This window comes from Stenotrophomonas sp. GD04024 (genome assembly GCF_029837545.1).
Taxonomy (GTDB): Bacteria; Pseudomonadota; Gammaproteobacteria; order Xanthomonadales; family Xanthomonadaceae; genus Stenotrophomonas; species Stenotrophomonas forensis.
Map to the genome: position 1 here is coordinate 1 of NZ_JAOEDV010000004.1, position 17,299 is coordinate 17,299.

Consider the following 17,299-nt stretch of genomic DNA (forward strand, 5'->3'; position numbering starts at 1 on the left):
CCCGTCTTCCCACGGAATGCTGCATTTGCTGTTGAGGTTGCCGGCCAGCGGCCGGCACTACCGCGGGTGCCGGGCGCAGCCCGGCCGCCCCCCTCAATCCTGCTCGCGGTGGTAGGTCGCCACGTCTTCCCAGCCCATCTCGCGTGCGTGGCGGGCCATGCGCTCGGCCAGGAACACCGAGCGATGCTTGCCGCCGGTACAGCCGAACGCCACGGTCACGTAGCTGCGGGTGCCGTCGCCCAGTTTGGGAAGCCAGGTATCGAGAAAGTCCATCAGCTGGGCCAGGTAGCGCTGCACGTCGGGCTGCGCTTCCAGGTAGTCGCGCACGCCCGGCTCGCGGCCGCTCAGCGCGCGCAGCTCCGGGTCCCAGTGCGGGTTGGGCAGCACGCGCGCGTCGAACACGAAGTCCGCCTCGGCCGGCACGCCGCGCTTGTAGGCGAACGATTCGAACAGCAGCGACAGCCGGGTGGCGTGGTCCAGGGTGAACTCGGTGATGATCCGTCGCCGCAGCTGGTGCACGTTGAGCGCGCTGGTGTCGATCACCGCATCGGCCTCGCGGCGCAGCGGGGCGGTCAGCACGCGCTCGCGTGCGATCGCTTCGGGCAGCGACAGGCCCAGCTGGCTCAGCGGATGCCGGCGACGGGTGTCGGCATAGCGCTTGAGCACCGTTTCGTCGCTGGCCTCGAAGAACAGTACCTTCACCTCCACGCCGGCGTCGGTGGCCAGTCGCCGCCAGTCGCCCAACTGGCCAAGATCGGCCTGGCCGCGCACGTCGATGCCCACCGCCAGCCGGCGCGGCGCGCTGCCGTCGTGGTTGGCCAGCAGGCTGCGCACGAAATCCGGGAGCAGATTGATCGGCAGGTTGTCCGAGCAGTAGTAGTCCTGGTCCTCGAAGGTCTTCAGGGCGACGGATTTACCCGAGCCGGACAGGCCGCTGACGATGATCAGGGTCGGGGCGGTGGGGGTGGCGGTGCTCATGGACGGGCTCTTCGAAAGACAGGGGTCAGGGCGTTCGCCGTTCCAGCAGATTGCTGTGGCGGGCGATGAACATCGCCGCCGGATCGATGCCCTTGGTGCGCAGGATATGCAGGCGGGTGGCCGCCTCGGTCAGCACGGCCAGGTTGCGGCCAGGCATCACCGGCAGGGTGATCAGCGGGACGTCCAGGTCCAGCACATGGCGGGTACCCGAATCGCCGGTCAGGCGCTCGTAGCCATGTGGCGTGGGTTCGGTCATCGGTTTGGTCAGATGGACGATCAGCCGAAGGTACTTGTTCTTCTTTACAGCCGTGTCGCCGAACATCTCGCGCACGTTCAGCACGCCCAGGCCACGCACTTCCAGCAGGTCCTGCAGCAGTTCGGGGCAGGTACCGTCGAGCACGTCGGGGGCGATCTGAGTGAATTCGGGTGCATCGTCGGCCACCAGGCGATGGCCGCGGCTGAGCAGCTCCAGCGCCAGTTCGCTCTTGCCCGACCCGGCTTCACCGGTGATCAGCACGCCGATGGAGTAGATCTCCATGAACACGCCATGCAGGATCACGCGTGGTGCCAGCGTGCGCGCCAGATGGTAGGACAGGTGGTTGAGCAGTTCGTGGCCGCGCTTGGGGGACAGCCACAGCGGCGTACCGGACTCGTCCGCGGCGGCGCGCAGGTCTTCCGGGCAGGGCTGGTTGCGGGTCAGCACCAGCGCCAGCGGGTGCGACTGCATGATCTTCTCGATGGTCTCCCAGCGCTGGCGCGGTTCCAGCGCGTCCAGCCAGGACAGCTCCTCGGTGCCGAGAATCTGCACCTTGTTGGGGTAGATCGCATTGAGGTAGCCGGCCAGCGAGGGCCGCCGCGAGACCGTATTGCCGGCCTCCAGTTCACGCTTCTCGCCGGACTTGCCGGCGGCCCAGCGCAGCCCCAGCCGCTCGCGCTGCTGTTCGAACAGTTCACGGGCGGTGATGCTGGTATTCATGCGGCGCTCGCAGGTGGCGTCAGCTCAAGGGCCTGGCGCAGGGCCCGGGCATCGCCGGCCGCGCGCAGCGCCTGGCGGATGTCGGGCGCGGAGAACAACTCGGCCAGCTCGGACAGCAGCATCAGGTGCTGGTGGGTGTAGTGGGCGGGGACGGCCATCGCAAACACCAGGTCCACCGGCTCGTCGCCACCGAAGTCGACCGGGGTCGCCAGCCGCAGCAGGGCGCCACGGGGGCGGTCCAGGGTCGGCGCGCGGCCGTGGGGAATGGCGATGCCGTGGCCGATCGCGGTACTGCCCAGCGCTTCGCGCTGGCACAGGTTCAGGTAGATCTGTTCGGCATTGGCCTGGCGGCAGGCCAGCAGCCCGGCGGCGGCCTGCAGGACGCTGTCGCGGTCGGTGGCCGTGCAGAGCTGGGTCTGCACGGCCGCCAGGAGGTCAGTCAGGGGCATGTCTGCGGGGAACAGTGGCGATCAGCCACCATTGTCGCCCACCGGCAGCCGCGCGTGCTGCTGTTTTTTCTCCTTGTGCTTGATCACAAGGCGGTCAAGCTTGTCCGCAAGCAGGTCGATCGCGGCATACATGGTCTGGCCGCCGGCCTCGGCGTGCAGGGTCTGCCCCGGGATGTTGAGGCTGGCGTCGACGTGATGCTCGGTCTTCTGCAGCTTGAGGGTCACCCGCGCTTCGCAGTGCTGGTCGAAGTGTTTTCCGATCCGGGCCAGCTTCTCCTCTACATAGGACTGCAGGGCCGGGGTGACTTCGACATCTTTGCCAAACGTTTCGATGCGCATCGGGTTTCTCCTGTGTTCGGATGTGCCAATGAACCTCTCCGCCGGGCGCGGCGGCGCGTCAAGCGATTCTGACCCTTTCGTGCGAGGCGGAAATGTTCATGGCTTCACGATACTTCGCCACGGTGCGTCGCGCTACTGGAATTCCCGACGATTTGAGCAGGTCAGCCAGCTTGGCGTCAGAAAGCGGCTTGCGCGGGTTCTCGTCGTCGATCAGCCGCCGGATCATGGCCTGGATGGCCGTGCTGGACGCCTCGCCGCCGCCCTCGGTATCGATGCCCGACGCGAAGAAGGCGCGCAGCGGCAGGGTGCCGCGCGGCGTGCGCACATGCTTGCGCGCGATCGCACGCGATATCGTCGATTCGTGCAGGCCGAGCTCGGTGGCGATCTCGCGCAGGGTCAGCGGGCGCAGCGCCTGTTCGCCGAACTCGAGGAATCCGGCCTGCTGCAGGATCAGGCTGCGCACCACCCGCAGCAGGGTTTCGCCGCGCTGCTGCAGCCCTTTCAGCAGCCAGCGCGCCTCCTGCAGCTGCGCGCGAAGATAGCCGGCATCGGCCTCGCCACAGCGGCGGATGAGCTGTTCGTAGCCGCGGTGGATCACCACCTTCGGCCCGGCATGGCCGGCCAGTGCCGCGCGCCAGACGCCGTTCTGCCGCCACACCACCACGTCGGGCACCACGTAGGTGTCCTGCGAAAGCGGCGCAATCTGCGTGCCTGGACGCGGGTCCAGCGAACGCAGCAGGTTGACTGCGGTCTCGACGTCCGCCGGCGCTTGCTTCAGTTCATGGGCGAGCCCGGCAACGCCGCTGCGAGGCAACCGTTCCAGTGGGCCTGCGGCAATCTGTCGCGCCAACACCAGCCCTGGCGTGTCGGCGGGCAACACGTCCAGTTGCAGCTGCAGGCATTCACCGAGCGTGCGTGCGGCCACGCCGACCGGATCGAAACGCTGGATGCGATGCAGCACGGCGAGGATCTCGTCCTGGTCCGCATGGATGCTGGGCAGCAGCGTTTCGGCGATGGCCGCCAGCGGTTCCCGCAGGTAGCCATCGTCGTCCAGCGCATCGATCAGCGCGGCCCCGATGCTGCGATCGCGTGCGGACAGATGAGACAGGTGCAGCTGCCACAGCAGGTGATCGGCCAGCGTCTCGCTTTCGGCCACGCGCTCGGCGGCGCTGCCGTTGTCGTCGTCGTCATCGAAACTGCCGCCACTGCCGGCGGCGCTCCAGTCCAGTTCAGCCGGCGCCCAGTCGTCGCCGTTCCCGCTGGGTTCGGCGGCGGTGTCGCCGTCGCTGCCATCGCCACCTTCGCTGGTGGCGCCGTTGTCGTTGCTGTCGGCCCAGTCCAGCAGCGGATTGCTTTCCACGGCCTGGGCGATTTCCAGCTCCAGCTCGGTGGTGGACATCTGCAGCAGCTTGATCGCCTGCTGCAGCTGGGGCGTGAGCACCAGCTGCTGTCCCAACGATGTCTGCAGCCGAGTCTTCATACCTGTGCCGAAAGGATGGAAAGTGCCCGGGTGCCCGCCGTCACAGCTTGAACGAATCCCCAAGGTAGACGCGGCGTACGTCGGCGTTGTCCAGGATCGCCTCCGGCGAGCCCTGGGCCAGTACGGCACCCTCGGCGAGGATATACGCGCGGTCGCAGATTCCCAAGGTCTCGCGCACGTTGTGATCGGTGATCAGCACGCCGATGCCACGCTGCTTGAGATGGGTGACGATGCGCTGGATCTCGCCGACCGAAATCGGATCGACGCCGGCGAACGGCTCGTCGAGCAGGATCAGGCGCGGCTGCGCGGCCAGTGCACGGGCGATCTCGCACCGACGGCGTTCGCCACCGGACAGGCTGGCGCCGAGCTGGTCGGCAACGTGGCCCAGCTGCAGTTCGTCGAGCAGGCTGCTCAGTTCGCGTTCGCGGCCGGCCGAATCCAGGTCCTCGCGCAGTTCCAGCACCAGGCGGATGTTGTCGGCCACGGTCAGCTTGCGGAACACCGAGGGCTCCTGCGGCAGATAGCCCACGCCCTGCTTGGCGCGGGTGTACATCGGGTCGCCGGTGATGTCGCGGCCGTCGAGCACGATGCTGCCCGCATCGGCCGCGACCAGGCCGACGATCATGTAGAAGCAGGTGGTCTTGCCGGCACCGTTGGGGCCCAGCAGGCCGACCACTTCACCGGCATCGAGGGTCAGCCCGAAGTCCTTGACGACTTCACGCTGCTTGTAGCGTTTGCGCAGGCCCTTGGCGACAAGCATTACTTCTTGCTCCCGGCAGGCTTGGTCGGCTGTGCGGCCGGGTTCTTGTTCTTCGGCGGAATGACGGTGCGCACGCGGCTGCCGTCGCCACCGGAGTTCATCTCACCGCTGCGGGTGTTGTAGACCATGCGCTGGCCCGCGTTGGTGCCGCGCGCGCTGGTGACCTTGTAGTTGCCGGTCAGGGTGATGATCTCGGTCTTGATGTCGTAGTCGATGCGATCGGCCACCGCGTCCATCCAGGTGCCATCGTCGAGCTGCTGCTTCATGGTGGCCTGCTTGCCGGTGAACACCGCACGCACGGGCTCGCCGTCCTTGAGGTAGATCTCGGCCTCGGACGAGCGCAGGTCCAGCGTGCCCTGGGTGATGATCACGCCCTGCGACAGCACGGTCTTGCCGTCGCCGGTGAGCATGCCCGACTGGGCGCCGGAATCGATGTGCATGTCTTCGTTGCGGTCGGTGGACTTGGCGAAGGCGGCGCTGGGCACAACAAGTGCGAGCGCGAGTACGGCTGCAAAGGGAATCTTCATCGGGGTCCGTTGTACCGGTGGAGGGCTCCCGGAAACCGGGGGCGGGGAGGGGCTGCCGGCCTTGCGCCTGTCCGGGGACGTCGCAGGCTGGCGGCGGGATCAGTGCCGGGGCGTGTAGCGGCCCTTGGACTGGCTGAGGAAATGATACGTGTTGTTCTTCGAATCCACCTCGAAACCGACGCCGGACTGTTCCATCCCGGGCCGGGTCATGGTCACCAGCGCATCGGTGCGGGCACGGCTTTCCTTCGGAAACACGTCCAGGTGGTCGGTGCGGAAGGTGGTGGGCGGCACGCCCGGGCCGGCGGGACTGTCGCCTGCGACGCTGCCACGCAGCTTCATTTCGTCGCCCTTGGCGCTGAGCCAGCCGGTCTCCGAACGCAGCGTCCAGTGCTTGCCGTCCTTGTCGGGCATTTCGAACAGCGGGGTCGCGATGCTGATGGTCTGGTCACCGCGCTGGCGCTCCAGCAGCGGTGCGCGCAGGGTGGTCGATTCCTTGCCCTGCTCGTCCAGGGCCACGATGGTGAAGTCGTGCAGGATGTAGTCCACGCCGACCTCGTTGCCGCCGTTGGCCGGTCCCTTGTCGCGGTTGCGCAGCGCGGCCCAGCTGCTGAGCAGTGCGGCCAGCAGCAGGCCGATGCCGAGCACGGTGCGCCAGTTCAGGGTCGGCCGGTTCATGCGCTGAACCTCGCCAGGACGGCGTCCACGTGGCCCTGGGCGGCCAGCAGGACGTCGCACAGTTCACGTGCAGCGCCACGCCCGCCCTCGGCGCGGGTCTGCCAGTGCACGCGCTCGGCGATCCACGGATGCGCGTTGGCAGGGGCCACGGCCAGGCCCACCGCACCCAGTGGCGCCAGGTCCGGCAGGTCGTCACCCATGAAGGCCACCTGTTCCAGGCCGATGCCGTGCTGCGCGCACAGCGCGTGCACGCTGGCCAGCTTGTCGCCGACGGCGATCTGGGTGTCGATGCCGAGATCGGCGCCACGGCGCAGCGCGGACTGGCTGTTGCGCGCGGTGATCAGCACGGGATGGATGCCGTGCTGCTGCAGCAGTTTCAGGCCCAGGCCATCCTGCACGAAATACGCCTTGCTCTCATTGCCGTCCTTGTCGTAGTACAGCCGACCGTCGGTGAGGGTGCCGTCCACGTCGAAGCACGCCAGGCGGATACGGGCCGCGGCGGCATGCAGGTGGGCGGGAAAGGCGGGCAGCGGGGACCAGGGCATCAGGGCGGCAGGCTCGGTGTGGGCGGATGGACGATACAGACTGAATGGGGTCTACGGACTGTCGGTTAAACCACCCGCGCCCGCAACAGGTCATGAATGTTCAGGGCACCGACCGCGCGGCCCTGGCCATCGACCACGATCAGGCCGGTGATCTTGTGGGTCTCCATCAGCCGCGCGGCCTCGACGGCCAGCTGGTCGGCGCCGATGGTACGTGGGTTGCGGGTCATCACATCGGCGATCTTCGCGGTACGCACGTCCAGCGCGCTGTCCAGCGCGCGGCGCAGGTCGCCGTCGGTGAACAGGCCGATCAGGACGCCGTCGGCGTCGACCACTGCGGTCATGCCCAGCCGTTTGCGGCTCATTTCCATGAGTGCTTCGCTGAGGCTGGCGCCGGCACCGACCGTGGGCAGGTCGTCGCCGGTGTGCATGACATCGGTGATGTGCAGCAGCAGGCGGCGGCCGAGGCTGCCGGCCGGGTGTGAACGGGCGAAATCGTCGGCGGTGAAGCCGCGCGCATCGAGCAGGGCCACGGCCAGCGCATCGCCCATTGCCAGCGACGCGGTGGTGCTGGAGGTCGGGGCCAGGTCCAGCGGGCAGGCTTCGGCCGGCACGCTGACATCCAGGTGAATGTCGGCGGCGGCGGCCAGGCTGGACTGCGGGCGTCCGGTCATGGAAATCAGCAGGTTGCCCTGGCGCTTGAGCACCGGCAGCAGCATCAGGACTTCGTCCGACTCGCCCGAATAGGACAGCGCCAGCACCACGTCGTCCTCGGTGATCATGCCCAGGTCGCCATGGCCAGCCTCGCCCGGGTGCACGTAGAACGCCGGGGTGCCGGTGGAGGCCAGGGTGGCGGCGATCTTGCGGGCGATGTGGCCGGACTTGCCCATGCCGGTGGCAACCACCCGGCCGCGGCTGGACAGGATGGCCTGGCAGGCCTGCTGGAACGCTTCGCCGAGGCGGGCAGCGACCGCATTCAGGGCCTGCTGCTCGATGTCGAAGACACGGCGGCCGCTGGCGACCAGGCTGGCCGGGTCGACGGAACGGAAGGGCAGGAGGGGCTCGGCCATGCGGACGCCACGCAGCGGAAGTAGAATGAGCGATCATTTTATTAGGAAAGCCCGTTGGACGCCGACACCATCCGCAATCTGATCGAAACCGGCCTGCCCGGCGCCCGTGCCGACGTGCGTGGCGACGATGGCGTGCATTTCGAAGCGACCGTGGTCTGCGAGGCCTTTGCCGGCAGGATGCCGCTGGCCCGCCACCGGATGGTCTATGCCACCCTGGGCGACCTGATGGGCGGTGCGATCCACGCACTGGCGCTGAAAACCGTGACCCCGGCCGAAGCCGGCTGAACCGCAGAAGATCCCGAATACATGGCCAAGATCGTTGTGACCGGCGGCGCTGCGCTGCACGGTGAAGTAAGCATCTCCGGCGCCAAGAACGCCGTCCTCCCCATTCTCTGCGCGACCCTGCTGGCCGATGCGCCGGTGGAGATCACCAACGTGCCGCACCTGCACGACGTGGTCACCACGGTGAAGCTGCTGGGCGAGCTGGGCGCCAAGGTCACCATCGACCAGGGCACGCTGTCGCGCGGCAGCGCGATCGTGGTCGATCCGCGTCCGGTCAACCAGCACGTTGCGCCGTACGAGCTGGTCAAGACCATGCGCGCCTCGATCCTGGTGCTGGGCCCGCTGCTGGCCCGCTTCGGCGCTGCGGAAGTGTCGCTGCCGGGCGGCTGCGCGATCGGTTCGCGCCCGGTCGACCAGCACATCAAGGGCCTGCAGGCGCTGGGCGCCGAGATCGTGGTCGAGAACGGCTTCATCAAGGCCTCGGCCAAGCGCCTGAAGGGCGGTCATTTCACCTTCGACATGGTCAGCGTCACCGGCACCGAGAACGTGCTGATGGGCGCGGTGCTGGCCGAAGGCACCACCATTCTCGACAACTGCGCGATGGAACCGGAAGTGACCGATCTGGCGCACTGCCTGATCGCGCTGGGCGCGAAGATCGAAGGCCTGGGCACCGCGCGCCTGGTCATCGAAGGCGTCGAGCGCCTGTCCGGTGGCCGCCACGAAGTGCTGCCCGACCGCATCGAGACCGGTACCTTCCTGGTGGCCGCGGCGATGACCGGTGGCAAGGTCACCGTGAATCGTGCGCGCCCGAACACCATGGACGCGGTGCTGTCCAAGCTGGTCGAGGCCGGTGCGAAGATCGAGACCACCGATGACAGCATCACCCTGGACATGCAGGGCAAGCGGCCGAAGGCGGTCAACCTGACCACCGCGCCGTACCCGGCGTTCCCGACCGACATGCAGGCGCAGTTCATGGCGCTCAACTGCGTGGCCGACGGCGTGGGCGTGATCAATGAAACGATCTTCGAGAACCGTTTCATGCACGTCAACGAACTGCTGCGGCTGGGCGCGGACATCCAGGTCGAAGGCCACACGGCCATTGCCCGTGGCCACGAACGCCTGAGTGGTGCGCCGGTGATGGCCACCGACCTGCGCGCGTCGGCGTCGTTGATCCTGGCCGGCCTGATGGCCGACGGTGACACCACCATCGACCGCATCTACCACCTTGATCGTGGCTACGAGAACATCGAAGAGAAGCTGTCTTCGCTCGGTGCCACCATCCGGCGCGTGCCATGATCCTGCGCGGCAAGTTCAGCCCGCGTCGCAAGGCGCTGCTGGCGCTGGTGCTGATCGTGCTGGCGTGGCTGGGCTACGCCTGGTACGCCAACATCGCCATCACCCAGGGCATCGAGCAGAAGGACATGGACTGGAACGGCGATGGCACCGTCTCGCGTGACGAGATCATCGAGTCGTTCTACGCGGTTGCGGTGAACGACAGCCAGGACGGCAACCGCCATTGCCGCACCTTCGTCTGGCGCAGCACGGGCGAGCAGATCCGCGTGGACTGCCGCACCGAGTTCACGCCGGCGGAAGCGAAGCCGGCCGAAGCGAAGAAATAAGAAAACGCCCGCGAAAGCGGGCGTTTTCCTTTCGGTAGTGCCGGCCGCTGGCCGGCAGCCCCATGAACCTCGTGGAGCATCGCGAGAATGTCGGCCAGCGGCCGGCACTACCGGTTCGCGCGTCAGTTCATCGCCTTGATGGTCAGGTCCAGCGCGTCGCGGTCGTTCTCACGCTGCAGCATGCGTGCCGGGACCGGGAATTCGGGCACGATCCAGGCGATCAGCTCCTTGTTGCCGTCGGCGCGCGAGACCTTGGTGGCTTCGTAGCTCTTGCCACCCACGGTGATCGACTCCTTGCCGATCACGCGGTAGGTCATGTTCTTGATGCGCCCTTCGTCAACCATGCGATAGGTCAGCGGCTTGCCGGCGGCCAGGTCGCGGGCGATCGCCAGGTTGATCAGCAGTGCATCCATGTCACCGGCCTTCAGTGCGATCGGGCCCGCGCGGTCCGGCTTGATGTCGCCGGTCCAGGTGGCCTGGTTGCTGTTCCAGTTGTAGTTGGCCTGCACGTTGCGCTTCTTCACCAGCAGCGCCGAACGGTCCTGGCTGCTGAGCGGGCGCAGCTGGCCGCGCACTTCTTCGAACACGGTGCTCTGGCTCAGGTCGGCCAGCTGGTTCTTCACCTGCAGCGTGTAGCGCCACTTGTTGGCTCCCTCGCTGCTCAGGGTCATGCTGCCATTGGCCTGCATGCCCATGTAGCTGGCCAGGTAATCGGCCTTGAACGGCTGCAGGGCCATGGCCGGCAGGCTGGCCATCGACAGGGCGGCCGCGGCGATCCAGGTGAGGGGGCGGGTCAGGGTGCTCATGCTCAGACTCCTTGGTATTCGATCAGGCGGAGGTCGACGCGGTCTTCGCCGTCTTCGCGTTGCAGGATGCGCACCGGGGTGGGGACACCGTTGGCGATCCAGAGGATGGTTTCATTGTTGCCGCCGTTGGTCCGGTAGACCCGCAGCGCGTTGTAGGACAGGTCGCCGACTTCGACGTTCTCGGTCTGCTGCGCGGCCTGGTAGTCATGCTGGCGGACCTTGCCCATGTCCACGTAGCGGTAGTGCATGGTGGCACCCGGGCGCGCATCGCGCATGATCGCCAGGTTGATCAGCAGCGCGCTCTGGTCGCCGGGCTGCAGCGGGATCGGCTGCGCACGTTCCTTCTTCACGTCACCGGTCCACTGCGCGGTACCGGCCTGCCAGTTGTAGGTGCCCACGGCCTTCTTGCCAAGGAACAGGCCCTTGCGCACCGTGCTCTGGCTCAGTGGCGCGTAAACACCGCCGCGTTCCTCGAACACCGTGCTCTGCTCGATGTTCAGGCCGAGCACGCTGGCAAAGCCGCGGCGGCCCACCACCTGCATGTCGACCCGCCACTGGCTGCCGCCGGTGTGGGTGACCTGCATGCTGGCGTCGCCGGCCTCCTTGCTCTTGTAGAACGCCTGGTAGGTGGCGGTGAACGGCTGCAGCGGCGGTGGTTCCCACGCCAGCGCAGGCAACACCGGCGCCGCCGGCTCGGCAGGCGGCTGCACGGCAGGCACCGGCGCCGGGGAAGGCGAGGCGGCAGGCGCTTGCGCCTGGCCCCAGCCCGCAGCGGGCAATACAGCCAGCGACAGCAGCAGCGAAGTGGACAGCAGGGTCGTGGTCTTCATGAAGGACAGGGACCGCAGGGAGGGGCAGGATGCCAGCCCCGCAGTCAGCGGGGCGTGTGCACGGGCGTTACCGGTTCAGGTTCCCGGCGGAATCTAGGGCCAACGGGCTAAACAGGGGGTGACCATCCAGCTGGGGCTGTCCTTCCCGTTCAGTCAGGCGGCCGGCGCACAGCAGCTGCAGGGTGGCGATCAGCAACGGGTGCTCCACCGCCAGCACGCGCTCGGCCAGCGCCTGCGCATCGTCGCCGGGCCCCACCGGCACCCGTACCTGCGCCAGCACCGCCCCGGCATCCAGTTCCGGTACCACCAGGTGAACGCTGGCGCCGTGCTCGGCATCGCCGGCTTCCAAGGCCCGCGCATGGGTGTCCAGGCCCTTGTGCAGCGGCAGCAGCGAGGGGTGGATGTTGACCAGGCGGCCCTCGAAGCGCTGCACGAAGGCAGCCCCCAGGATGCGCATGTAGCCGGCACAGACGATCCAGTCCGGCGCCGATGCCTGCACGGCATCGCCGAGCGCCTGCTCATAGGCGGCGCGGTCGCTGAACTCCTTCGGCGCGTGTGCCCAGCGCAGGCCCGGTGCCACCCGCTGCAGCGCTGCGGCACCTGGACGGTCGGAGAACACGCCGACCACGTCGGCCGGCAGGCGGCCGTCGCCGATCGCGTCGAGGATGGCCTGCAGATTGCTACCACGGCCGGAGGCCAGTACCGCAATGCGAGCGGTCATGCGACCACCGCGCCGCCTGGTTCGCTGAAGCTGGCGGCGACATCCGCACGCAGCAGCACGATCAGGGCGTATACGCCCAGCGCGATGCCCAGCGCGCCGCCCAGGCAGGCGGCACCGGCCGCCACCAGGCACAACGTGCGCTGGCAGCGCTGCCCCAGCCGGTTCGCAGCGGTCAGGCTGAGTATGCCCAGTGCACCGATGGCCAGCGCCGCGACAGCGAGGATCGCCGCCAGCAGCACAGGCGACATGCCCACCGTGGGGGTCCGGCTTTCGCTGATGTAGCCACCCAGTGCGGCCATCAGCAGGACAACGGACAGCGCCAGCTGGATGCCGCCGTAGACGCAGAACAGGATCCTGAGCGTGTGCAGGTGGCCGCCGATCTGGAGCGCGGTCCAGCCAGGCGGCACGTTCAACGGGGGCGGGACGGAAGCCATGGAAATCTCAGCTGCGGGAAGGAACGTTGGCTTCGAAGGCCGCCTTCACCTGCGGACGCAGCAGGATGATCAGGCTGAACACCCCCAGCACCGTGCCAAGCGGCGCGAACAGGCAGGCCAGGCCGGCCACGATCAGGCACAGCAGGTAGCGGCGGCGGCCGGCCAGGCAGCGCCCGGCATAGGCGACGAACGCGCCGAGCGTCACGCCACCGAACACGATGACGCAGCCGATGATGGTGAACATCCAGCCGAACAGGCGCTGCTCGGCCGGCGACGTGGGCTGGCCACCGGAGTTCATCGGCAGGTGGCCGGTCAGTGCGCTGATGCCCAGCACGATGTGGAGGATGAAGATCAGCGAGAACAGCGCGATCAGGCCGCCAACCACGTAGTGCGCGATGGACAGCATGCGCAGGTGGTCGGCATCCTGCGCGCTGAACACCGGCACCGTCGCCAGAGGCGGTGGGGCAGGTGACACGGGGGGCGTTGCGTCCATGCGGGCTCCTGGGTGTGCGATCAGCCGATGTGGACGCGCTCGGCGCCTTCGGCGCTGACCACCTGGCCGATGGTCCAGTGCTCCAGGCCCTGCGCCTTGACCGCGTCGGACACGGCAGCGAGCTGGTCCGGTGCAACGATCAGCACGAAGCCGATGCCGCAGTTGAAGGTGCGCCACATCTCGCTGTCGGCCACTGCGCCTTCCTTCTGCAGCCACTGGAACACCGGCGGCAGGGTCCAGGACGACGCCTGGATGTCCAGGCCGAGGCCTTCGGGCACCACGCGGATGATGTTCTCGGTCAGGCCGCCACCGGTGATGTGGGCCATGCCGTGGATGGCGTCGCCGTGCGACTTCAGCAGCGACAGGATCGGCTTCACGTACAGGCGGGTCGGCGCCATCAGCGCATCGACCAGCTTCACGCCGCCTTCCAGCTCCAGATCGGCCGGCTGGCCGGCGCGGTCGTAGATGCGGCGCACCAGCGAATAGCCGTTGGAGTGCGGGCCGGACGAAGCGATGCCGATCAGCACGTCACCGGCGGCGACGCTGGCACCATCCTTCAGTTCGCTCTTCTCGACCGCGGCGACGGTGAAGCCGGCCAGGTCGTACTCGCCCGGGGCGTACATGTCGGGCATTTCAGCGGTCTCGCCGCCGATCAGTGCGCAGCCGGCCTCGGTGCAGCCGTTGGCGATGCCACCCACGACCGCCGCGGCGGTGTCGATGTCCAGCTTGCCGGTGGCGAAGTAGTCCAGGAAGAACAGCGGCTCGGCGCCCTGCACCAGCACGTCGTTCACGCACATGGCGACCAGGTCGATGCCGATCGTATCGTGGCGGTTCAGCTGGTGGGCCAGCTTCAGCTTGGTGCCCACGCCGTCGGTGCCGGACACCAGCACCGGCTCGCGGTACTTGTTGGACAGGTCGAACAGGGCGCCGAAGCCACCCAGGCCGCCCATCACTTCCGGGCGGAAGCTGCGCTTGACCAGGGGCTTGATCCGCTCGACCAGCTCGTTGCCGGCGTCGATGTCGACACCCGCGTCACGGTAGGTGAGGGGGGAGGGGGCGGAAGACGGGGTGTTGGTCACGGGCGTCGGCGCTGGCAGGGGTTGAACGGGCGATTTTAACAGGCCGCATTGGCGCAAAGTCCGTATTCGGGCAACAATTCCCCCCGGATACGTCGAGCCAATGGATGTCCTGATGCGCCGCAGCCTGATTCTGACCCTGCTCATTGCACTGAGCCTGCCGGTGGCCACGATGGCCCAGAGCGGCCTGCGCACCGAGGGTGATGTCGCCACCGCCACTGGCGCGTACGAGGCAGAAGTGCCCGTCAACAGCCAGGCCGAAGCCGATCGCAACGGCGCCCTGGCCCGCGCGCTGAGCGTGGTTCTGGGCAAGTTGTCCGGCGATCGCAGCGTGATGTCCCGCCCCGGCGTGGTGCAGGCACTGCGCAATGCCAAGGACTACGTGGCCAGCTACGACTACAAGCAGGACCAGAGCGTGAGCGCCAGCGGCGCCCCCAGCTTCCGTACCCTGCTGGTGGCGCGCTTCCGCGAGGATGACGTGGATTCACTGGTGTCGGCGCTGGGCCTGCCGCTGTGGCCGCAGCCGCGGCCGAAGCCGGTGCTGTGGCTGGCGGTCGATGACGGCAGCGGCCCGCGCCTGGTCAGCGTGCAGCAGGCCAATGCCGCCCGCCCGCTGCTGAACCGCGCCATCGAGCGTGGCTACAAGCTGGGCCTGCCCAGCGGCGGCGCCGCCGAGCAGGCGCTGGCCGGGGCCATCTGGCGCCAGGACAGTGCCGCCGTGGCCCGCGCCTCCTCGCGCTATTCGCCGCCGATGCAGCTGATCGGCAAGCTGTACCGCGCCAATGGCGGCTGGCAGGCGGACTGGGTGTTCGTCGACAACGGCCGTGAACTGAACAAGTGGACCAGCAAGGACGCCAACGCCATGCGCGCGATGGCCGCCGGCGCCGACGGTGCCGCCGATGCGCTGGTCAAGCGTTACGCCAAGGCGGGCGTGGCCACCGGCCAGGCCGGGACCTATCGCGTGGTGGTGACCGGCATCAACAGCGCCGACGACTACCTGCGCCTGGCCGCCGGCCTGCGCGACGTGCCGGTGGTGCGCAACGTCACCCCGCTGCACGCCTCGGCAAGCCAGCTGGAGCTGAGCTTGGAGATGACCACCGGCCTGGCCGGCTTCAACCGCATGCTGGGCGACAACGGCGTGCTGGTGCCGAGCGCGCCGCTGCCGGCCCTGCCGACCCCGATCGATGACACCACCGGTACTCCGGTCGCCGCGCCGGTCAGCAACGAGTACCGCCTGCGATGACCCTGACCCCTGAAGCGGAAATCGCGCAGTTCCTGCGCCGCCTGAAGTACATCCTGTTCGCCGGCCTGGTCGGCTGGGTGGTGTGGCTGCTGGCGCCGATCCTGACCCCGTTCGTGCTGGCGCTGGCGCTGGCCTGGCTGGGCGACCCGCTGGTCGACCGCATCGAGGCCACCGGCCGCTCGCGCATGACCGGCGTGGTGCTGGTGTTCGCGGCGATGGTGCTGGTGATCGTGGCCCTGCTGCTGGTGCTGGTGCCGATGATCGAGCGCCAGATCACCACCCTGATCGCGGTCGCGCCGCAGGCACAGGCGTGGCTGATGGAGAAGGGGATTCCCTGGTTCGAGCAGAAGACCGGCCTGGAAGTGATGCAGTGGCTTGATCCGGACCGCCTGATCGAATGGGTGCGCAGCCACTGGCAGCAGGCCGGCGGCTTCGCCACCACCTTCATGGGCTACGTCTCGCGCTCGGGTTTTGCGATGGTGACCTGGGTGGTCAACATCCTGCTGCTGCCGATCCTGGCGTTCTACTTCCTGCGCGACTGGGACAAGCTGGTCGAACGGGTGGCGTCGGTGATCCCGCGCAACCACATCGGCACCATCAGCGCGCTGGCGCGTGAGTCCAACGAGGTGCTGGGCGCGTTCATCCGCGGCCAGTTCCTGGTGATGCTGGCATTGGGCGTCATCTACGCCGGCGGCCTGTCGCTGGTCGGCCTGAAGCTGGGCCTGCTGATCGGCCTGATTGCCGGGCTGATCAGCTTCATCCCGTACCTGGGCGCGACTACCGGCATCCTGATGGCGGTGGTGGCCGCGCTGGTGCAGGCACAGGGCTTCGACCTGAAGCTGCTGATCCTGGTCGGCGTGGTGTTCACCGTCGGCCAGCTGCTGGAAAGCTACGTGCTGACTCCGCGCATCGTTGGCGACAAGATCGGCCTGCACCCGGTGGCGGTGATCTTCGCGGTGATGGCCGGCGGCCAGCTGTTCGGCTTCCTCGGCATGCTGCTGGCGCTGCCGGTGGCGGCGGTGACCAACGTGCTGCTGCGTTATGCCCACCAGCGCTACCGCCAGAGCGAGCTGTACGTGGGTGAGAAGCCGGCGATCGTGCTTGATGGCGTGGTCGACCAGCCTCATATCATTCTTCCGGATGACAAGGGCCCCGACCTGAAGTGATGGGTGTGCCGCAACTGCCGCTGGCCCTGCATTACCCGCGGGACCAGCGCTTGGAGACCTTCATCGGCGCGCCGGATGGCGCGCTGGCGCAGCTGCGTGCGATCGCGGTCGGCGCCAGCCACGATTGGGTCTACCTGGAAGGCGCGGCGGGTACGGGCAAGACCCATCAGGCGCTGGCGATGTGTTCCAGTGCCGAGCAGGCCGGCCGCCTGCCGACCTACGTGCCGCTGGCCAGCGCTGCGGGCCGCGTGCGCGCGGCGCTGGATGGGCTGGAGTCGCGCGAGCTGGTGGCGCTGGACGGCCTGGACGAGGTGGCCGGCAACCGCGAAGACGAGATCGCGCTGTTCGATTTCCACAACCGCGCGCGCGCTGCCGGTGTGACCGTGCTGTACACGGCGCAGAAGGCACCGGGCGAACTGGGCCTGCTGCTGCCCGACCTGCGTTCGCGTCTGGGCCAGTGCGTGCGCGTGCTGCTGCAGCCGCTGGACGAGGAAGGCCGCGCGGCGGTGCTGCGCGAGCGCGCGCTGCGCCGGGGCCTGGCGATTGACGAGGCGGCCATCGAGTGGCTGCTGTCGCACACCGGGCGCGAGCTGGGTGGATTGATCACGCTGCTGGATTGGCTGGACCGCGAGTCGCTGGCGGCGAAGCGGCGGATCACCGTGCCGTTCCTGCGCCAGGTGCTGGAAGAAGGCCGGCCGCGCTACTGAGGGTGGGGTTTGCTTTGCAGGGCTGCGCCCTGCACCCGCCGAAGCAACGTCAACGTCAACGTCAAAAGCTGGCTTCCTGAGGGGAGGCGGGGCGCTGTGGGCTTGCGGGGACGCCGTAAACCCATC

The 17,299-nt window shown here is 68.1% G+C and carries 22 protein-coding genes; 6 read left to right on the forward strand and 16 right to left on the reverse strand.

Going from position 1 to position 17,299, the window contains the following annotated elements; translation table 11 throughout:
- Positions 1-93: 93 nt before the first annotated feature.
- The 10 genes from rapZ to N7590_RS01955 form a co-directional block, all read right to left on the reverse strand.
- Positions 94-978 carry an RNase adapter RapZ gene (gene rapZ, locus N7590_RS01910; protein WP_053511537.1) on the reverse strand — a complete coding sequence of 295 codons (885 nt, stop codon included), beginning with the start codon at positions 976-978 and terminating at the stop codon, positions 94-96.
- 25 nt (positions 979-1,003) lie between these two features.
- Complete coding sequence (hprK, locus tag N7590_RS01915; RefSeq protein ID WP_004147299.1) at positions 1,004-1,954, reverse strand: HPr(Ser) kinase/phosphatase; 951 nt, start codon at positions 1,952-1,954, stop codon at positions 1,004-1,006.
- Positions 1,951-2,403, reverse strand: a complete 453-nt coding sequence (locus N7590_RS01920) for a PTS sugar transporter subunit IIA (protein ID WP_006422799.1) — start codon at positions 2,401-2,403, stop codon at positions 1,951-1,953. The genes hprK and N7590_RS01920 overlap by 4 nt, the downstream gene beginning before the upstream one ends.
- A gap of 21 nt (positions 2,404-2,424) precedes the next feature.
- Complete coding sequence (gene raiA, locus N7590_RS01925) at positions 2,425-2,742, reverse strand: ribosome-associated translation inhibitor RaiA (protein ID WP_279935031.1); 318 nt, start codon at positions 2,740-2,742, stop codon at positions 2,425-2,427.
- A 58-nt stretch (positions 2,743-2,800) separates the two neighbouring features.
- Entirely contained in the window at positions 2,801-4,222 is a 1,422-nt protein-coding gene (locus tag N7590_RS01930; RefSeq protein ID WP_164242731.1) for an RNA polymerase factor sigma-54, read from the reverse strand.
- 40 nt (positions 4,223-4,262) lie between these two features.
- Positions 4,263-4,982, reverse strand: a complete 720-nt coding sequence (gene lptB / locus N7590_RS01935) for an LPS export ABC transporter ATP-binding protein (RefSeq protein ID WP_053449007.1) — start codon at positions 4,980-4,982, stop codon at positions 4,263-4,265.
- Complete coding sequence (gene lptA / locus N7590_RS01940) at positions 4,982-5,509, reverse strand: lipopolysaccharide transport periplasmic protein LptA (protein ID WP_164242732.1); 528 nt, start codon at positions 5,507-5,509, stop codon at positions 4,982-4,984. The genes lptB and lptA overlap by 1 nt, the downstream gene beginning before the upstream one ends.
- A gap of 99 nt (positions 5,510-5,608) precedes the next feature.
- Entirely contained in the window at positions 5,609-6,184 is a 576-nt protein-coding gene (gene lptC, locus N7590_RS01945) for an LPS export ABC transporter periplasmic protein LptC (protein ID WP_164242733.1), read from the reverse strand.
- Positions 6,181-6,729 carry an HAD hydrolase family protein gene (locus N7590_RS01950; protein WP_164242734.1) on the reverse strand — a complete coding sequence of 183 codons (549 nt, stop codon included), beginning with the start codon at positions 6,727-6,729 and terminating at the stop codon, positions 6,181-6,183. Before N7590_RS01950 ends, lptC begins: the two co-directional genes overlap by 4 nt.
- Before the next feature lie 65 nt (positions 6,730-6,794).
- A complete protein-coding gene (locus tag N7590_RS01955; protein WP_164242735.1) occupies positions 6,795-7,796 on the reverse strand; it encodes a KpsF/GutQ family sugar-phosphate isomerase in 1,002 nt (333 codons plus the stop codon).
- 54 nt (positions 7,797-7,850) lie between these two features.
- Here N7590_RS01955 and N7590_RS01960 point away from each other — a divergent pair, with 54 nt between their 5' ends.
- The 3 genes from N7590_RS01960 to N7590_RS01970 are packed head-to-tail and all read left to right on the forward strand — an operon-like array spanning position 7,851 to position 9,697.
- On the forward strand, positions 7,851-8,081 hold the full coding sequence (locus tag N7590_RS01960; protein WP_006422849.1) for a BolA family protein: 231 nt from the start codon (positions 7,851-7,853) through the stop codon (positions 8,079-8,081).
- Between the two features lie 21 nt (positions 8,082-8,102).
- Complete coding sequence (gene murA / locus N7590_RS01965; protein ID WP_006422851.1) at positions 8,103-9,374, forward strand: UDP-N-acetylglucosamine 1-carboxyvinyltransferase; 1,272 nt, start codon at positions 8,103-8,105, stop codon at positions 9,372-9,374.
- On the forward strand, positions 9,371-9,697 hold the full coding sequence (locus N7590_RS01970; RefSeq protein WP_164242736.1) for an EF-hand domain-containing protein: 327 nt from the start codon (positions 9,371-9,373) through the stop codon (positions 9,695-9,697). Before murA ends, N7590_RS01970 begins: the two co-directional genes overlap by 4 nt.
- A gap of 122 nt (positions 9,698-9,819) precedes the next feature.
- On the opposite strand, the gene N7590_RS01975 is transcribed toward N7590_RS01970, so the two are convergent.
- The 6 genes from N7590_RS01975 to purM all read right to left on the reverse strand — a co-directional run bounded on the left by N7590_RS01975 (position 9,820) and on the right by purM (position 14,060).
- Positions 9,820-10,503 carry a DUF3108 domain-containing protein gene (locus N7590_RS01975; RefSeq protein ID WP_053449013.1) on the reverse strand — a complete coding sequence of 228 codons (684 nt, stop codon included), beginning with the start codon at positions 10,501-10,503 and terminating at the stop codon, positions 9,820-9,822.
- Positions 10,504-10,505: 2 nt separating this feature from the next.
- Positions 10,506-11,333: a DUF3108 domain-containing protein gene (locus N7590_RS01980; RefSeq protein WP_053511541.1), complete on the reverse strand. Its 828-nt coding sequence runs from the start codon at positions 11,331-11,333 to the stop codon at positions 10,506-10,508.
- Between the two features lie 67 nt (positions 11,334-11,400).
- A complete protein-coding gene (purN, locus tag N7590_RS01985) occupies positions 11,401-12,054 on the reverse strand; it encodes a phosphoribosylglycinamide formyltransferase (protein WP_164242737.1) in 654 nt (217 codons plus the stop codon).
- Entirely contained in the window at positions 12,051-12,488 is a 438-nt protein-coding gene (locus N7590_RS01990) for a hypothetical protein (RefSeq protein ID WP_154582922.1), read from the reverse strand. Before N7590_RS01990 ends, purN begins: the two co-directional genes overlap by 4 nt.
- A gap of 7 nt (positions 12,489-12,495) precedes the next feature.
- A complete protein-coding gene (locus N7590_RS01995; protein WP_053449017.1) occupies positions 12,496-12,981 on the reverse strand; it encodes a hypothetical protein in 486 nt (161 codons plus the stop codon).
- A gap of 20 nt (positions 12,982-13,001) precedes the next feature.
- Entirely contained in the window at positions 13,002-14,060 is a 1,059-nt protein-coding gene (gene purM / locus N7590_RS02000) for a phosphoribosylformylglycinamidine cyclo-ligase (protein ID WP_053449018.1), read from the reverse strand.
- Positions 14,061-14,172: 112 nt separating this feature from the next.
- On the opposite strand from purM, the gene N7590_RS02005 reads away from it, so the two are divergent.
- From N7590_RS02005 to hda, 3 genes are read left to right on the forward strand one after another with little or no spacing between them, the layout of a single operon-like run.
- The gene (locus N7590_RS02005) at positions 14,173-15,300 is read left to right on the forward strand and encodes a DUF2066 domain-containing protein (RefSeq protein ID WP_230078980.1); all 1,128 of its coding nucleotides are present in this window, start codon (positions 14,173-14,175) and stop codon (positions 15,298-15,300) included.
- Positions 15,297-16,466: an AI-2E family transporter gene (locus tag N7590_RS02010; RefSeq protein ID WP_006423004.1), complete on the forward strand. Its 1,170-nt coding sequence runs from the start codon at positions 15,297-15,299 to the stop codon at positions 16,464-16,466. Before N7590_RS02005 ends, N7590_RS02010 begins: the two co-directional genes overlap by 4 nt.
- Positions 16,466-17,173, forward strand: coding sequence for a DnaA regulatory inactivator Hda (gene hda, locus N7590_RS02015; RefSeq protein WP_053511546.1), 708 nt, complete (start codon positions 16,466-16,468; stop codon positions 17,171-17,173). Before N7590_RS02010 ends, hda begins: the two co-directional genes overlap by 1 nt.
- The last annotated feature ends 126 nt before the right edge of the window (positions 17,174-17,299 follow it).

Excerpts from the sequence above, each read along its gene's own strand:
- murA (WP_006422851.1), top strand. The coding sequence starts at position 8,103 with ATGGCCAAGATCGTTGTGACCGGCGGCGCTGCGCTGCACGGTGAAGTA.
- N7590_RS01955 (WP_164242735.1), bottom strand. The coding sequence starts at position 7,796 with ATGGCCGAGCCCCTCCTGCCCTTCCGTTCCGTCGACCCGGCCAGCCTG.
- raiA (WP_279935031.1), bottom strand. The coding sequence starts at position 2,742 with ATGCGCATCGAAACGTTTGGCAAAGATGTCGAAGTCACCCCGGCCCTG.
- rapZ (WP_053511537.1), bottom strand. The coding sequence starts at position 978 with ATGAGCACCGCCACCCCCACCGCCCCGACCCTGATCATCGTCAGCGGC.
- N7590_RS01970 (WP_164242736.1), top strand. The coding sequence starts at position 9,371 with ATGATCCTGCGCGGCAAGTTCAGCCCGCGTCGCAAGGCGCTGCTGGCG.
- N7590_RS01930 (WP_164242731.1), bottom strand. The coding sequence starts at position 4,222 with ATGAAGACTCGGCTGCAGACATCGTTGGGACAGCAGCTGGTGCTCACG.
- lptC (WP_164242733.1), bottom strand. The coding sequence starts at position 6,184 with ATGAACCGGCCGACCCTGAACTGGCGCACCGTGCTCGGCATCGGCCTG.
- N7590_RS02010 (WP_006423004.1), top strand. The coding sequence starts at position 15,297 with ATGACCCTGACCCCTGAAGCGGAAATCGCGCAGTTCCTGCGCCGCCTG.
- N7590_RS02005 (WP_230078980.1), top strand. The coding sequence starts at position 14,173 with ATGCGCCGCAGCCTGATTCTGACCCTGCTCATTGCACTGAGCCTGCCG.
- N7590_RS01980 (WP_053511541.1), bottom strand. The coding sequence starts at position 11,333 with ATGAAGACCACGACCCTGCTGTCCACTTCGCTGCTGCTGTCGCTGGCT.
- N7590_RS01920 (WP_006422799.1), bottom strand. The coding sequence starts at position 2,403 with ATGCCCCTGACTGACCTCCTGGCGGCCGTGCAGACCCAGCTCTGCACG.
- N7590_RS01950 (WP_164242734.1), bottom strand. The coding sequence starts at position 6,729 with ATGCCCTGGTCCCCGCTGCCCGCCTTTCCCGCCCACCTGCATGCCGCC.
- N7590_RS01990 (WP_154582922.1), bottom strand. The coding sequence starts at position 12,488 with ATGGCTTCCGTCCCGCCCCCGTTGAACGTGCCGCCTGGCTGGACCGCG.
- lptB (WP_053449007.1), bottom strand. The coding sequence starts at position 4,982 with ATGCTTGTCGCCAAGGGCCTGCGCAAACGCTACAAGCAGCGTGAAGTC.
- lptA (WP_164242732.1), bottom strand. The coding sequence starts at position 5,509 with ATGAAGATTCCCTTTGCAGCCGTACTCGCGCTCGCACTTGTTGTGCCC.
- hprK (WP_004147299.1), bottom strand. The coding sequence starts at position 1,954 with ATGAATACCAGCATCACCGCCCGTGAACTGTTCGAACAGCAGCGCGAG.
- N7590_RS01995 (WP_053449017.1), bottom strand. The coding sequence starts at position 12,981 with ATGGACGCAACGCCCCCCGTGTCACCTGCCCCACCGCCTCTGGCGACG.
- purN (WP_164242737.1), bottom strand. The coding sequence starts at position 12,054 with ATGACCGCTCGCATTGCGGTACTGGCCTCCGGCCGTGGTAGCAATCTG.
- N7590_RS01975 (WP_053449013.1), bottom strand. The coding sequence starts at position 10,503 with ATGAGCACCCTGACCCGCCCCCTCACCTGGATCGCCGCGGCCGCCCTG.
- hda (WP_053511546.1), top strand. The coding sequence starts at position 16,466 with ATGGGTGTGCCGCAACTGCCGCTGGCCCTGCATTACCCGCGGGACCAG.